Source organism: Halopseudomonas pelagia CL-AP6, from assembly GCF_000410875.1.
GTDB classification, from domain to species: Bacteria; Pseudomonadota; Gammaproteobacteria; order Pseudomonadales; family Pseudomonadaceae; genus Halopseudomonas; species Halopseudomonas pelagia.
The window spans coordinates 96,640-111,616 of record NZ_AROI01000006.1; the positions used below are offsets into that span (position 1 = coordinate 96,640).

The following is a 14,977-nucleotide window of genomic DNA, read 5'->3' on the forward strand; positions in this document are numbered from 1 at the left end:
GCTTGATACCATCAGGGCTTAGGGATTCAATGCATCCTTAGCAGCCAACTCCATCGCCCGGCTGGTATTTCTACCCGCTTCTGACTGCGCCCAGTCCAGGTACTGCTGGAGTTCTGTATCACTCAGGTCCCGATAGACGTAAGCCAGGGTGTTTGGCAGATCCGGCTGCATCTGCCCACGCAGGGTATCGCGCCGGCTGTCGACGACGTTGCCGGGTACTTGGAACAAGCCGCCGAGCAGGTCGTTGGCGCTTTGCGTGGCCAGATTAGCCAGCGACATGGATACCTCAACGCCCAGCTCCAGCGCGGGCAGGCTGACGCTCAACTGGCGTAGCGTGGTCAAGCGTTCGGTGCTGACCTCCATTTGCGGTATGCCACGCTGCATGGCGGCTACAGAAGTGGCAGAGGTCGCCTGTGTTTCAAGTGCAACGATTTTGCCGCCCAGTGCGCTTTCATAAAAGGCCACTGCCTGTTCATGACTGCTCGCATTCATGGCCAATGCCAGCCGCGCCTGAGCACGATCAGTCATCGCCTGCGGGGCAAAGCGTTGATTGCTCTGACGCACCAGGCTTTCATATACATTGCGCGGCAATTGTTGCGCATAACGCTGCTGAGCTGCGGTCAGCGCGTGCTGGAAGTGGGTCTGGTGAGTGGCCATGCCAGACAGTTCATACAGCCTGTCGGTGTTGGCACGCGCGCTCATAGTGGTTAGGGCCAGCGCGGCCAGCAAAGACATGATCAGCAAATGCAGCGGTTTGAGGCGCATAGATTCTCGCAATAAGGACTAGTGGGGCTTGCCGGGTTGCTCGCAATGGATACAATGCGCGCAAACCCATGATCTGGTAATTGGGTCTTTCCAGTGCTATCCGGGGTGATCTCCGACCCTCCTTTTGAGTGTTTTAACATGGCCGAGTTCCCTGTGCCGCCAAGTACCTGCTTTGAGCGCGTGGCCGACGATCTGGCCAGTTGCGGCTGGTCAGTGCAGCAGGATGCGTTGTCGTCCGAGCTGGTTGATAGTCTGGCGGCCCAATGCAAGCGGCTCTGGCAAGCTGATGATCTGACCCCGGCGGCCGTTGGCCCGTTGGGCGAGGAACTGGTGATTCCTTCCATCCGTGGCGACTATACACGCTGGCTCGACGATTGCCCGCCCTGCATTGCGAATGACCAGTTTCTGGCGCTGATGGAGGCGTTGCGCGTGGCATTGAATCGCAGCCTGTTTCTTGGGTTGGACAGTTTCGAAACGCATTATGCCCTCTACCCGCCGGGCGCAGGTTATCGTAAACACCTGGATCGCTTTAAGGGGAATCCGTTACGGACGGTGTCGGTAGTGGCGTATTTGAACCAGCATTGGCGGCCGGGGGACGGCGGCGAATTACGCTTGCATCTGCCCCAGGGGCAGCGGGATATAGCACCCCGTGGCGGCAGCCTGGCGGTATTTATGAGTGACCGGACGGTCCATGAGGTACTGGCCGCCCATCGCGAGCGCGCCAGTCTGGTGGGTTGGTTTCGCCGTCGCCCGGACAACCCGTTGCTGTGCTGAGGAAACCCTGGTGGGTGGCCGTCAGTCAGGCGGTGAGCCGCTGGCGCAGTCGCCCAAGCATGCCCATAAAGTTACTGATCTGGTTCTGTTCCTCCGCCGCACGGGGCGCTTCGGCTTGGCGCATAACAGGCGCGCTAGGTTGTTGCCGCGCTTCTTCCACCCGGGCTACCGCGGCCTTGATTGCCCGTTCCAGCATCCCGCGACGAATCGGCTTGGGCAGGTAGCGGAAGATTTGCGCCTGGTTGATCAGCTTCAGCAGCAGATCGGTGTCCTGAAAAGGTGTTATGACTATGCTCAGCAACTGTGGGTACGCCAGGGCCAGCGTCATCAGCAGCGGTCGCAGGTCTTCACCACCCAGACGTATGTCGCTGAGCAGGATGTCGATCTCGTCCCCGTTCAATCGGGCAACCGCGGCCTCCAGCGTCGCGGCGGTCTGCAGTTGCACGCCTAGTTGCTGGCAAATTTCGCCACTCAGCAACTGGTTCTCGGCGTCGTCGTCGACCAGCAACAAGCGTACTGACTTGCCCTTGGTCGCGGCGGCGGGTAGCGCAACGGGCGCGTCGGCAAAGCTTCTGCGATGCAGTACTATTTTGGCGGCTTGCGCCAGGGTATTGGTTATGGCCTGCTGGTCCCAGGGTTTGGTCAGATACCTGAAAATGCCGCCGCTGTTGAGAGCGTCCACCGCAGCGTCCAGATCCGAATAGCCCGTGAGTAGGATGCGCAGGGTGTTTGGGTAAGCTTTCTGCACCTGGGCGAGCAACTGACTGCCGCTCATCAGTGGCATGCGTTGATCGCTGACAATGATATCCACTGGCTCGGCTACCAGGCGGGCCATGACCCGCTCGGGGTTGGCCTCGGTAAATACCTGATACTGACGTCGAAATTGCAGGGACAGCGTGCGTAGAATACGCTCTTCATCATCGACGAACAGAATGCGTACGGGATTGGCAGAGGACATCTAAGCGCTCCGTTGCTGCGGCTGATTTTGGTTTAGCGGCAGGCTGATAACAAAGCGCGTACCGCGCCCCGGTTCAGAGGCAAAGCGGATATTGCCACCGTGTTCCTGGATAATCTTGTAGCTGATTGCCAAACCCAGGCCAGTTCCTTCACCCACTGCCTTGGTAGTGAAGAACGGATCGAAGATGCGCTGCTGAACGGCTTTCGGAATGCCTTGGCCATTGTCCTGGATCGACAGGTAGGCGTGCTGAGCGTCAGCCCAGCTCTTGATCAGAATCTGCCCGTTGCCCTGTATGGCTTGAGCGGCGTTGGTCAGCATATTGAGCAACACCTGATTGATCTGGGACGGGGTGCAGGTGAGGGTTGGCAACTGACCTAGGCGGGTAATGACCTGAGCCTTGTCTTTCAGCGTGTTGCGGGCAATGACCAAGGCACTGCGAATGCAGTCATTGAGGTCGATATCTTCACTCATAGCGCGGTCGAGACGAGCAAAGTCCTTGAGGCTGACGGCCAGCTCGCCGATCTGTTCAAGACCGTAGAGCGTGTCCTCCATCAGTGGCGTGAAGTCCTCTTCGAAAGTCCCGGGGGAGGCCAGTGCGGTGGCGTCCTGTACCCGCGAAAATCGGGCTTCGACGGTCTCGGTGGGTGTGTCGGGGTTGGTCAGGCATTCGCTCAGTTGTGCCTGAGCCTCGGCCAGCGCCAGTAGCGGTTGGACCAGATCGCGGAGCAGTTGCACGTTGTTTTTCACGTAGCCCAGGGGCGTGTTCAATTCATGCGCCACGCCGGCAACCATTTGACCGAGGGAGGCCATCTTCTCCGATTGAATCAAATGAGTCTGGGAGTTCTTCAGCTCACGCAGAGCGCGATTGAGTGCGCGGTTGCGTTGGTCGATCCGCCCCTCCATGGCCTTGAGCAAGTCCAGTACGGTGCCCAGCCCCTGATAGCAGCCAGCTTCGTCGACCAGAATGAAGTCTTCGGTGATCGGGTACTGTAGCTGCGCCGTTACGATGCGGGCGGCCTCATCCAGTGAGGTGTTGAGTGCAATAACCAGGGAATCCGGGTTAACTGCTTCCGTTGCGGAATGCTTGCCCCAGAGATCGCGGCCAAAGCGCCGCATAAAAATATCCTGTAATCGATAGCGGCTGATCAGGCCCAGCGGACGTTGTTGCGCATCGACTATTGGTAGCGAAAGGAACGCCTTATAGGCGGGTTGCAGGAACTGGTCTGCGACGTCACTGACGGTCATGGTCGGGCTCAACGGAGCGACCGCTTTGAGCAAGGCAGCGAGGGACTGAATGGCAGACATGGTGTGAGTTCATTGGCGAGTTGAAGCGCCATTGAACCAGCGTCAGGTTTCCAGCGTATTACAGTAGAGCGGTTCCGGCTAGATCAGAAACAAACAAGGCGCAGCCTCTCACTGGAGCTGCGCCTTATTGTCCGGTGGCACAAGTTCTGCGGCACACGAGAGCGTGCTGCGGTAAGGGCCTAGAACAGTACGCGGGCGCGGATGGTGCCTTTGACCTGTTGGACTTTTTCCAGTGCCAGTTCCGATGCCTCGGCTGAAACGTCGATCACCACGTAACCGACTTTGTCATTGGTTTGTAGAAACTGGCCGCAGATGTTGATGTTATTGGCCGCAAATACCTGGTTGATTTCGCTCATCACGCCGGGCACGTTCTGGTGAATGTGCAGCAAACGGTGCATGCCTGGGTGCGATGGCAGCGCTACTTCCGGGAAGTTGACCGAAGTGATCGAGGTGCCGTTGTCGCTGTAACGAACCAGCTTTTCCGCCACTTCCAGGCCGATATTGGCCTGCGCTTCCAGCGTTGAACCGCCAACATGTGGGGTGAGGATGCAGTTATCAAACTCGCGCAGCGGGCTGACAAATTCTTCCTTGTTGGAGCGTGGCTCGACCGGGAATACATCGATTGCCGCGCCATTCAAGTGCTTGTCACGCAGCGCGCCGGCCAATGCATCGATATCCACCACGGTGCCACGAGCAGCATTGATAAGGATTCCGCCGGGCTTCATAGCGCGGATTTCCTTCTCGCCCATCATCCACTTGGTGGCGGCCGTTTCCGGCACATGCAGCGTGACGATATCGGCCATGCCCAGCAGTTCGGTCAGTGAGCCGACCTGAACTGCATTGCCCAGCGGCAATTTGGTCACTACGTCGTAGAACAGCACTTGCATGCCCAGGCCTTCAGCGAGGACTGACAGTTGGGTACCGATCGAGCCATAACCGACGATGCCCAGCTTCTTGCCGCGGATTTCGTAGGAGTTGTCGGCGCTCTTGATCCAGCCACCGCGGTGGCAGGAGGCATTCTTCTCGGGAATGCCGCGTAGCAGCAGGATCGCCTCGGCCAGCACCAGTTCTGCTACCGAGCGGGTGTTGGAATAGGGTGCATTGAATACTGCGATACCCATTTCCATGGCGGCATTCAGATCGACCTGGTTGGTGCCGATGCAGAAGCACCCCACGGCAACCAGCTTGTGCGCGTGGCTGAACACGTCAGCGGTAAGCTGGGTGCGCGAGCGAATGCCGATAAAATGTGCGTCGGCAATGGCTTCTTTCAGCTGTTCTTCCGGCAGCGAGCCAGTGTGATACTCGATATTGGTGTAACCGGCTGCCTTCAGGGTATCGACGGCAGTCTGGTGTACGCCCTCGAGGAGCAGAAACTTGATCTTGCTTTTGTCCAGCGAGGTTTTAATCATGGTGTCTGGTATCCGCAATGCTGATTAGGATGAACCGGCAGGAATCGGTGACTTTTTTTGTCGCAGCAAGAGTCCTGTTTCGGAAGCCGCGTATGCTAGCATAATCTCCCTTTTCTGATGCCTGTCCCTGCATGAAAAGTCTTCAGGTACAGCATGAATCCTGTTTGAGAGCCGCCCATGACCCCAGAAGCCGTGATTGAAACCCTCAAGACCCTGGTCGAACCGGACAAGGTGCGTACCGACCCAGAGTCGCTGAATACCTGGGGCAAGGACTGGACCAAGCACTTTGAGCCCGCGCCGCTGGCTATAGTGTTTCCCAAAAGCGTCGAGCAGGTGCAGGCCATCGTGCGTTTTGCCAACCAGCAGAAGCTCGCGCTGGTGCCCTCTGGCGGGCGTACCGGGTTGTCTGCGGCTGCGGTCGCGGCCAATGGCGAGATCGTTGTGTCCTTCGACTATATGAACAAGATTGTCGAGTTTAATGAGTTCGACCGCACGGTGGTCTGCCAGCCGGGTGTGATCACTGCGCAGCTTCAGCATTTTGCCGAAGAGCAGGGGCTGTATTACCCGGTGGATTTTGCCTCAGCTGGTTCGAGTAATATTGGCGGCAATATCGGCACCAATGCGGGCGGTATCAAGGTGATTCGCTACGGCATGACCCGCAACTGGGTGGCCGGCCTGAAGGTCATCACCGGTACCGGCGAGCTGCTCGAGCTGAACAAGGACCTGATCAAGAACGCCACCGGTTATGACCTGCGCCAGCTGTTTATTGGCGCCGAGGGTACGCTGGGCTTTGTCGTCGAAGCCACCATGCGCCTGGAACGGGCGCCGAAAAATCTCACCGCGATGGTGCTGGGTACGCCGGATTTCGATTCGATCATGCCGGTGTTGCACGCCTTCCAGGGCAAGCTGGATCTGACCGCCTTTGAGTTCTTCTCCGACAAGGCGATGGCCAAGATCATGGGCCGCGGCGACGTGCCAGCGCCATTCGAGACTGACTGCCCGTTCTATGCGTTGCTGGAGTTCGAAGCGCTGAACGAGGACGTCGCCAACGAGGCGCTGGCGACCTTCGAGCATTGCGTTGAACAGGGCTGGGTAGTCGACGGTGTGATGAGCCAGAGCGAGCAGCAGTTGCAGAACCTGTGGAAGCTGCGCGAATTTATTTCCGAGACCATCTCGCACTGGACGCCCTACAAGAACGATATCTCTGTCACGGTCGGCAAGGTGCCGGCGTTCCTGCACGATATCGACGCGATTGTCGGCGAGCATTATCCGGATTTTGAAATCGTCTGGTTCGGGCATATCGGTGACGGTAATCTGCACCTGAATATTCTCAAGCCTGAAACCATGGCCAAGGACGAGTTCTTTGCCAAGTGCGCGACCGTGAATAAGTGGGTGTTCGAAATCGTGCAGAAATACCACGGCTCGATCTCCGCCGAGCACGGCGTGGGTATGACCAAGCGGGACTATTTAACTTACAGCCGCAGTACGGCCGAAATTGCCGTGATGAAGTCGATCAAGGCCGTATTTGATCCCAACGGCATTATGAATCCGGGCAAGATTTTCGCCTGAACGCCCTCTACAAGGATCGGTTTATGACCTATCAGCACCTGTTCGTCGATGGTACTTCTGCGCAATTGCCTTTGGGCAAGGTTGTGTGTGTTGGGCGCAATTATGCCGAGCATGCCCGCGAGTTGAACAACCCGGTAACGAGCGAACCGCTGCTGTTTATCAAGCCCTCGACCTCGGTGGTGCCTTTGAGTGCGCCGGTCGTGCTGTCAGCTCGTCGAGGCCCTGTGCATTATGAAACCGAAATCGCTCTGCTGATTGGTGAAACGCTCAGCGGTGATGTGACCGAGCAGCAGGCTAAAAGGGCCTTGGCCGGGATAGGCCTGGCCCTGGATCTGACCCTGCGTGAACTGCAGGATCAACTCAAGGCCAAGGCGCACCCCTGGGAGCGCGCCAAGGCATTTGATGGAGCCTGTCCGCTGTCGGTGTTTATCGATCCAGCGCACGCGGCAGCCTTGAATGCACTTCCCTTGATGCTGAAGATCAATGGTGAGGTGCGCCAGCAGGGCAGCAGTGCGGATATGATTACGCCAATCCTGCCGCTATTGCAGCATATCGCCCAGGTATTCACCCTGCTGCCTGGTGATGTGGTTATTACCGGTACCCCGGCGGGCGTGGGGGTATTGCACGCTGGAGACCAGCTGGCCTTGTCGCTGGGCGATCTGCTCAAGGTAACGACCGAGGTCACTAACGAGGTTGCTTGATCATCACCTTGCGCTTATGTCAGGCCGCTGGCCTGCCATGACCTGCGCCCGCATTCCTGTCTGAACGGCCTGTTCTGGAGTCTGCGCCTTGAAAGTAAAAGCCCTTCTCACGCTTATGGGTGTTGTGCTGATTGGCGCCATAATATTGCATGCGCTGCATCTGGATGTGTTGCTTTGGCAAAATTGGAAGCTCAATCGCCAGAGCATGCCGGCCCAAGGCTTCAATCTGGGGCGTTATAGGGTCGATATCCAGGCATTGGAAATCGCGGGCATTGACGACGACTTGTCTGCACTGACGTTCAATTCGGCTACCAACAGCCTTTTTGGGGTGCTTAACGGCCGGCCGCTGATGGTCGAGCTATCCCTTGACGGTGAGCTGCTACGTGAGATCAGCATTCAGGGGGTTGTCGACATGGAGGGTCTGACCCATGTGCAGAATGACCTCTACGTGATTGCCGAAGAGCGTTCGCAGAGGTTGATTCTGGCCAGAATATCGGCCGATACCCAGAACCTGGATGTGAGTGACGCCCCAAGCTTGATGATCGGTTTGGATCAGGTAGGTAACAAGGGTTTTGAAGGGCTGTCCTGGGATGGCCAGCGCCAGCGCCTGCTGGTGGTCAAAGAGCGTGATCCGTTACGCTTGTTGGCGGTTGAGGGTTTTGTCGATGCCGACCCACAGCGCGCCATGAATATCAGTATCACCGAGGTCAAACCCGCCGCGTCGCCCCGCCTGTTCATGAGTGACCTGTCGTCGTTGACCCTACATGATCCTACTGGTCATATGCTGCTGCTCAGCGATGAGTCGCATATGGTGGTGGAGTACGATGCGCAGGGTAGCCCGCTCAGCCTATTGGGGTTATGGCGGGGCATGAGCGGTCTGCGAGCGTCTGTGCCACAGGCTGAAGGGTTGGCGGTAGACGACCAGCAGCGGATTTATATCGTCAGCGAACCCAACCTGTTCTACCGGTTTGTGCCTGGCGAGTAACGGCTGCGCAGTCGGTGGCGGTCAGGCGGGCTTTTTCAGCGTTTGCACGCCATTGCCAGTGCCCAGCAACAAGATATCCGCGGGTCGTGCCGCAAAAAGCCCGTTACAGACCACCCCGACGATGGCGTTGAGCTGTTCTTCCAGTTTGCGTGGATCGTGGATCTGCAGGTTGTGAACGTCCAGAATCACATTGCCGTTATCCGTTACACAGCCTTCGCGGTACACCGGGTCACCGCCCAGTTTGACGATTTCACGCGCTACGTGACTGCGGGCCATGGGGATGACTTCGACAGGTAACGGGAATGCGCCAAGGGTATCAACCAGCTTGCTCTCATCAGCGATGCAGATGAAGGTCTGGGCTACGGCGGCGACGATCTTTTCGCGGGTCAGTGCGGCCCCGCCGCCTTTGATCAGCTCAAGATGCTTGTTAGCTTCGTCTGCGCCATCTACGTAGTAATCCAGCTGATGTACGCTATTGAGGTCATATACTGGAATGCCATGCCCCTTAAGGCGTGCGGCAGTGGCGTCTGAGCTCGCCACAGCGCCATCGAAAAAACCCTTGTGCTGCGCTAGCGCGTCAATAAAGCAGTTAGCCGTCGAGCCAGTGCCAACACCGATGATGCTCTTGTCCTCCAACGTGGGCAGCAAAATGTCCACGGCGGCCTGGCCAACGGCCTGTTTGAGTTCATCTTGGGTCATGAGTAGCTACCTTTTAACGGCGTTATTAAAGTCATAGATTATACGCGCCCGATCCCCCGTGCGTGTAGTCGGCGAACGACTGATTCGCTAGACTGGTCGTTTTACCCACGGACAGACAGAAGCCCTCATGCTGGAAACCTACGTCAAGAAGATCCTCAGTTCCCGCGTTTATGATGTCGCAGTGGAAACGCCCATTCATGCAGCGCCTTTTCTGTCTGAACGCCTGGACAACACCGTGCTGCTCAAGCGCGAGGATCTGCAGCCGGTTTTTTCCTTCAAGATTCGGGGTGCCTACAACAAACTGGCACTGCTCTGCGATGAGCAGCGAGCTTGCGGGGTGGTCACTGCTTCGGCGGGTAATCATGCACAAGGTCTGGCCTATGCTGCACGCCATATGGGCGTCAAGGCGACCATTGTAATGCCGCGTACGACGCCGGAAATAAAGGTGCGGGCGGTGCGTGCGCGGGGTGCGAAGGTGGTGCTGCACGGCGATGCCTTTGATGAGGCGTTGGCCTATTCACAAAAGCTGATCAAGGAAAAGGGCCTGGTCTATATCCACCCCTACGATGACCCGGACACCATTGCCGGCCAGGGCACTATTGCAATGGAAATTCTGCGTCAGCATCAGGGTAGCCTGGACGCGATATTCGTCCCTGTGGGCGGCGGCGGCCTGATTGCAGGCATTGCTGCCTACGTCAAATACCTGCGGCCTGAGATTAAAGTGATTGGCGTGGAACCGACAGAGTCGGCGTGCCTGAAGGCCGCGATGGACGCCGGGAGCCGGGTGGTGCTGAGTCAGGTGGGCCTGTTTGCTGACGGCGTGGCGGTGGCGCAGGTCGGTGAACATACCTTCGAGGTGTGCCGGCATTATGTCGATGAGGTGATTACCGTCTCCACCGATGAAATGTGCGCGGCTATCAAGGATATCTACGATGACACCCGTTCGATCTGCGAGCCGGCAGGCTGCCTGGGGGTGGCCGGGATCAAGAAATATGTGGAACGTGAAGGTTGCAGCGGCAAGGTATTTATCGCGATTGACTCCGGTGCTAACGTCAATTTCGACCGCCTGCGCCATGTGGCCGAGCGTGCCGAAATCGGCGAGCAGCGAGAAGCCTTGCTGGCGGTGACCATTCCGGAAAAACCGGGCAGTTTCAAGGCGTTTTGCCAGGCCATCGGTAAGCGCGCCATTACAGAATTCAACTATCGCTACCACGACGCTAAAGAAGCGCACATTTTTGTCGGCGTGCAGACCCATCCTGAACAGGATCCGCGTAGTGAACTGGTGGCGATGCTCAGCGGCCAGGGTTTTCCGGTGATGGACCTCACCGATAATGAGCTGGCGAAACTGCATATTCGGCACATGGTCGGCGGGCATTGTGATCAGATCGTTGACGAAGTGGTCTATCGCTTCGAATTTCCCGAACGCCCGGGTGCGCTGTTTAACTTCCTCAACAAGCTAGGTGGGCGCTGGAATATTTCCATGTTTCACTACCGAAATCACGGTGCAGCCTACGGGCGCGTGGTGGTGGGTCTGCAGGTGCCGGTCGCGGAGCGCAGCAAAGTGCCCGAAGCACTGGATGAAATTGGCTATCTTTATTGGGATGAAAGCGACAATCCAGCCTATCAATTGTATTTGGGCTAGTCAGGCCACTCGTCATCGCTAGACATGACGCTCCGATTGCGCCCGGTGGCCTTGGCCGTATACAGGGCTTTGTCCGCCAGGCTGATCAGACTTTCTGGTCGGTCCTGTTCTGTGGCGGGCAAGCTGGCCGCACCGATGCTCACGGTAAGCCATTGTTGTTGGCTGGATGGATGCGGGATCTTGAGTTCCTTGACTGCGGCATGCAGGTGCCGGGCTACCTCCGCGCACTGGGCAATATCGGCCCCCGGTAAAATGATCGCAAACTCCTCGCCGCCGTAGCGGCATACCGCTTCACCCTCGCGTAACAAGGTGCCCCTCATGGCGTTGGCCAGTTGCTTGAGCGCATCATCCCCGGCTTGATGTCCCAAGCTGTCGTTGAACGCCTTGAAGTGGTCGACATCCAGCATCAGTAGGCCCAAAGGTCCGGATTGTCTGCGTAGCCGGCGCCACTCGCGGTTAAGGGCTTCGTCGAAGTAGCGGCGGTTGTACAGGCCGGTCAAGCCATCCTGTTGTGACAGTTCTTGCAGGCGTGCGGCAACTTCCAGTTGTTCGCTATTGTTGCGGCCCACGCAAATCAGATAGGCGCGGCCATAGCGGTTCAGATGCTGGACGCTGATTTCAAGCGGTATGCTCTTTCCGTGCCGGGTAGTGACATGTTGCTGGTAAATTGAGTTACCGCCCCGTTCGGCCAACTCCCTGAGTTCGGATGACCAAGCCAGAACGTCAGGCATGATGTCTGCGGGGGCTATGGCGATAATCTGCCGCAACTCTTCCTCGCTGTAGCCCAGGCTTTTCCAGCATGTACGGTTGAGGTACACCAGTTCCTGCGGATTCATGCCGATGATGAACAAGGCATCATGGCTGTAGTTGGTCATGTCCAGCACTAGTTTGAGTTGCGCCTGATTGCGTTGCAGGCTTTCTTCCGTACTTTGCCTGCGGACGATTTCCTGTTGCAGTTTGCGATTGCTGGCACCCAGGGCTTCAAGGCGTTGGGCGCTGAGCAAGGCCAGCCACAGGGCATAGCAAAGTGAAACGGCGGCGAGCAAGCCACTTATTAGGATGAGCAGTGGCAGATGCGTGGTGCTGCTAGCCAGTAAGCTGGAGGTAGGCATGGCGGTAATGTAGAAGCCGGTGTTGCGGCCTAGTTGCACAGGGCTGCTGACGGTCCAGCCTTGGTCTAGTGTGTCAGCGGTTTTGTGGCTGAATAGAAGTTGGTCTTGTTCATGAAAATCAATGCTCAACTGGTAGTTGCGCTCTTCGCGCAGTAGCGTGCCCAGCAGTACTTCCACGCGGAAAATACCGAGCAATAAGCCGTCAAAGCTGGTCGGATCATTGGCTCTGCGATATAGCGGGATGTAGTAGGCGAGCCCGCGGCCGCCCTGCAGCAATTCAAAGCTATTACTCAGCAACGGTGTCTGGGTGTCGCGTGCTTGTAACAGTATTGGGTAGTTCGGGTGGGCCGCTGTATAGACAAAATCCACTGCTTCTTCGTTGCCGGCAAGTGGCTCAATCCAGCGCATCCGGTACTGGCTGTCAAGCCACTCTATTGCCTGGAAGTTGTCGAATCCATCCAGTAGGGCTTGCACATCCTGCTGCCACGCCAATGCTTTGTCGTAGTGTGAGGGCCAGCGCTTGCCGAGTCGTTGCAGTGCTTGGGCTTGGAGTTCAAAGCGGGTCTGCAATTGCTGGGCAATGGCGTCCGTCTCGAGTTGGAGACGCGCCTTGGATTGATGTTGTTCGGCTCGCAATAACGCCTGCCAGCCGCTCAGAATGCCAGCGACCAAGATTGCCAGCAGTAGCGAAATGAGCACGCGGGTAACTTGGGGATGGCGGGCAGCGCGTTGGGCAAGCATGAGCTAATCCTGAAAATAGGCCTCAATGATAGCATATCGCCTTACCTTAATCCAGCGAGAATGGGCTCTCCAGAGGATTTGGGTCGTGACGTCTTGGTTATGACTCGGTTTCCCAGGGGCCGACATCAGCAACGGGTTGCACGCTATCGGTAGCTCGGGTTAGCGGTATGAATTCTCTATCGGTCATGATCGCGTCTAAGGGGATGTCCCAGGAGGCGACAGGCAGGTCCGCTACTTTCTGGCAGTGGTGGGCGAGTCCTAGCAGGGTAGGGCCGGCCCACACGCTGCGGCGGGCACGGTAACTGAGCGTGCGATCATAAAACCCGCCGCCCATCCCCAAGCGGTTGCCCTTGGCGTCAAACCCCACCAGCGGCATCAATATCAAGCCAAGACGCCACGACGGCACTTGCTGACGTGGGCAGTAAGCGGGCTCACTGATGCCGAAACGATTGGCCTGCCAGCGCTGCCCCACCGTTAACCGTTGAAAGCGCATTTGCGTGGCGGGCCAGCGGCTGAGTACGGGCACATAGCAGGTTTTACCCAGACGTTTTGCATGCTTGAGCAGGAGGGCGGGGTCAATTTCTCCGTCATTAGCAAGATAAAAGGCAATATGCTGGCTACGAATGAATAATGGATGCTGGGCGAGCCGGCGAAATAATTGCTTGCTGGCATGCCGCTGTTGATACGCAGGAAGGGCTCGACGAGCGGCGCGTAGCTGGCTACGAAGTGCGCTGCGCGAAGGTAAAGTCAAGATAGAGTCCCCGGAAACGCCGCTGTCGGGTTAGCCCTTGAACCCGAAAGTTCAAGGTGGGGGACACGGTACTGCCTCAGGCTTTCCGTCATGCGGACATGCGCACTGGCAGCAACGCGTGGCCTCCTTCTACAGGAGTATCGGCTCAGGGACATCGCCGACTGGCAAGCGTCCCAGGGACAGTGATGACTATACAGGGTTTTCACTGCGCTTTCATGGCTGATTGGGCTTGGCCGTTCAGGGCTGGTGGCGCGCCAGTGCCTGATCAAGCCGGCTGACCAGGTCATTGATGTGTTTCTGCTGGCTGTCCAGCGTGCTGTCCTGCTGCCGGCTACCGGTCAGCATGTCGTGGCTGATATTCAGAGCAGCCATCACCGCAATACGCTCAATGCCGATGACCTTTCCGCTATTGCGGATGTCACGCATGGTGGTATCCAGGTGGCGGGCGGCCTGCTCCAGATTGCTGCGCTCTTCGGGCGGGCAACTGACCCGGTATTCCTTGTCAAGGATGTGCAAAGTGACAGTCAGGGCGGTGCTCATGAATCATGCTCCAGGGATTTGAGACGCGATATCATGGCTTCGACCTTCTGACGGGCCAAATCGTTCTTTTCAATTAACTGTAGTCGTTCTTCGCGCCAGGATTTTTCCTGGGCGTGCAGATGCCGGTTCTGCACTTGCAGCCGGTCACACAGTTCGATTAGCTGCACCACTTTGAGGGTCAGCGTGTTGATGTCGGGTTCTTCCATTTGCGCCATTCTGTCATCCCGGTGTTGGCCAACTATAGTGGGGCTGTTCGAGGCGGTCAAACAACGGTTCCTGCTCATTTGTGTGCCAGCTCGGTGTCGGCTGGTAGACTGGACCCTGATGCTGTTGCGCAGTAGATTACACAACAATGGAAACATTTCCTGCAAAGTTATCTGCTTACCCTGCTTACGCTCCCCGAGAGGCCCCGATATTATGGCTTTGATGCCTGCCGTGTTTGATTTCGACCGTTACGTTCAGCTGTTCAATGATCTGGGCGCGGCGGGCTTCCCCGCCGAACTGCACGGCCACCTGGTGGGCCGGCTCTCTGCGGGTGCGCGCTATGACCACGGCACTTGGCTGAATGTCGCCGCTGAGCTGCTGGATGCCCGCGGCACATTGTCCGAGGCGGGCAAGGTTCAGCTGATTCAGTTATATGATGCGAGTATGGCCGAGTTGGCTGGCAGCGGGTTCGAGGTAACACTGCTGCTACCGGATGACAGTGCCACAGTGGATCATCGCACCCAGGCGTTGGGTCAATGGTGTGAGGGCTTTCTAGGTGGTTTCGGCTTGGTTGAACGCCAAGGCGAACTGAGCGAAGAGGCCGACAGCGCCTTGCATGACTTCGCGGCGATCGCCCAGGTGCAGACTGATTTGGAGGAGTCCGAGGCCAACGAGGTCGATTTCATGGAGGTGATGGAGTACGTGCGCATGGCGGTGCTGATGATTTTCAGCGAGTGTCAACCGGCGGCAGATAAGCAGCCCCAGCCGCCAGCCTCGCTGCATTGATGCGGTGATAGGCATCGCGCTACGTAGTTAATCCCT

15 protein-coding genes and 1 other RNA gene are annotated in these 14,977 nt (G+C 57.5%); 6 read left to right on the forward strand and 10 right to left on the reverse strand.

The genetic code is table 11. The features are described from left to right. Positions 1 to 18: 18 nt before the first annotated feature. Entirely contained in the window at positions 19 to 765 is a 747-nt protein-coding gene (locus K787_RS0104920) for a DUF2059 domain-containing protein (RefSeq protein WP_022961680.1), read from the reverse strand. Positions 766 to 903: 138 nt separating this feature from the next. On the opposite strand from K787_RS0104920, the gene K787_RS0104925 reads away from it, so the two are divergent. After that, complete coding sequence (locus tag K787_RS0104925) at positions 904 to 1,539, forward strand: 2OG-Fe(II) oxygenase (protein WP_022961681.1); 636 nt, start codon at positions 904 to 906, stop codon at positions 1,537 to 1,539. A gap of 25 nt (positions 1,540 to 1,564) precedes the next feature. Here the strand turns inward: K787_RS0104925 and K787_RS0104930 are convergent, their stop codons facing one another. The 3 genes from K787_RS0104930 to serA form a co-directional block, all read right to left on the reverse strand. Then, positions 1,565 to 2,497, reverse strand: a complete 933-nt coding sequence (locus K787_RS0104930; protein ID WP_022961682.1) for a response regulator — start codon at positions 2,495 to 2,497, stop codon at positions 1,565 to 1,567. Further along, positions 2,498 to 3,802, reverse strand: a complete 1,305-nt coding sequence (locus K787_RS0104935) for an ATP-binding protein (RefSeq protein WP_022961683.1) — start codon at positions 3,800 to 3,802, stop codon at positions 2,498 to 2,500. A gap of 179 nt (positions 3,803 to 3,981) precedes the next feature. Beyond that, entirely contained in the window at positions 3,982 to 5,211 is a 1,230-nt protein-coding gene (gene serA / locus K787_RS0104940; RefSeq protein ID WP_022961684.1) for a phosphoglycerate dehydrogenase, read from the reverse strand. Positions 5,212 to 5,388: 177 nt separating this feature from the next. On the opposite strand from serA, the gene K787_RS0104945 reads away from it, so the two are divergent. From K787_RS0104945 to K787_RS0104955, 3 genes are all read left to right on the forward strand, one after another. Further along, entirely contained in the window at positions 5,389 to 6,780 is a 1,392-nt protein-coding gene (locus K787_RS0104945; RefSeq protein ID WP_022961685.1) for a D-2-hydroxyglutarate dehydrogenase, read from the forward strand. Positions 6,781 to 6,803: 23 nt separating this feature from the next. Next, positions 6,804 to 7,481 carry a fumarylacetoacetate hydrolase family protein gene (locus K787_RS0104950; RefSeq protein ID WP_022961686.1) on the forward strand — a complete coding sequence of 226 codons (678 nt, stop codon included), beginning with the start codon at positions 6,804 to 6,806 and terminating at the stop codon, positions 7,479 to 7,481. Between the two features lie 88 nt (positions 7,482 to 7,569). Next, complete coding sequence (locus tag K787_RS0104955) at positions 7,570 to 8,466, forward strand: SdiA-regulated domain-containing protein (protein WP_022961687.1); 897 nt, start codon at positions 7,570 to 7,572, stop codon at positions 8,464 to 8,466. A gap of 21 nt (positions 8,467 to 8,487) precedes the next feature. Here the strand turns inward: K787_RS0104955 and rpiA are convergent, their stop codons facing one another. Then, positions 8,488 to 9,165: a ribose-5-phosphate isomerase RpiA gene (gene rpiA, locus K787_RS0104960; RefSeq protein WP_022961688.1), complete on the reverse strand. Its 678-nt coding sequence runs from the start codon at positions 9,163 to 9,165 to the stop codon at positions 8,488 to 8,490. A 127-nt stretch (positions 9,166 to 9,292) separates the two neighbouring features. On the opposite strand from rpiA, the gene ilvA reads away from it, so the two are divergent. Then, positions 9,293 to 10,807 (forward strand): threonine ammonia-lyase, biosynthetic, encoded by a 1,515-nt coding sequence (gene ilvA, locus K787_RS0104965; RefSeq protein ID WP_022961689.1) that lies wholly within the window; start codon positions 9,293 to 9,295, stop codon positions 10,805 to 10,807. On the opposite strand, the gene K787_RS0104970 is transcribed toward ilvA, so the two are convergent. The 5 genes from K787_RS0104970 to K787_RS0104985 all read right to left on the reverse strand — a co-directional run bounded on the left by K787_RS0104970 (position 10,804) and on the right by K787_RS0104985 (position 14,157). After that, positions 10,804 to 12,660: a diguanylate cyclase gene (locus tag K787_RS0104970; RefSeq protein WP_022961690.1), complete on the reverse strand. Its 1,857-nt coding sequence runs from the start codon at positions 12,658 to 12,660 to the stop codon at positions 10,804 to 10,806. The two genes, ilvA and K787_RS0104970, sit on opposite strands and share 4 nt — an antisense overlap. Before the next feature lie 97 nt (positions 12,661 to 12,757). Beyond that, positions 12,758 to 13,411 (reverse strand): 5-formyltetrahydrofolate cyclo-ligase, encoded by a 654-nt coding sequence (locus K787_RS22250; protein ID WP_022961691.1) that lies wholly within the window; start codon positions 13,409 to 13,411, stop codon positions 12,758 to 12,760. A gap of 3 nt (positions 13,412 to 13,414) precedes the next feature. Beyond that, a non-coding RNA gene (gene ssrS / locus K787_RS24605) (6S RNA) lies at positions 13,415 to 13,594 on the reverse strand. Between the two features lie 54 nt (positions 13,595 to 13,648). Next, a complete protein-coding gene (locus K787_RS0104980; protein WP_022961692.1) occupies positions 13,649 to 13,951 on the reverse strand; it encodes a cell division protein ZapA in 303 nt (100 codons plus the stop codon). Next, positions 13,948 to 14,157 (reverse strand): TIGR02449 family protein, encoded by a 210-nt coding sequence (locus K787_RS0104985; protein ID WP_028614600.1) that lies wholly within the window; start codon positions 14,155 to 14,157, stop codon positions 13,948 to 13,950. Before K787_RS0104985 ends, K787_RS0104980 begins: the two co-directional genes overlap by 4 nt. Positions 14,158 to 14,368: 211 nt before the next feature. Between K787_RS0104985 and K787_RS0104990 the strand changes: the two genes are divergently transcribed. Further along, complete coding sequence (locus tag K787_RS0104990) at positions 14,369 to 14,941, forward strand: UPF0149 family protein (protein WP_022961694.1); 573 nt, start codon at positions 14,369 to 14,371, stop codon at positions 14,939 to 14,941. The last annotated feature ends 36 nt before the right edge of the window (positions 14,942 to 14,977 follow it).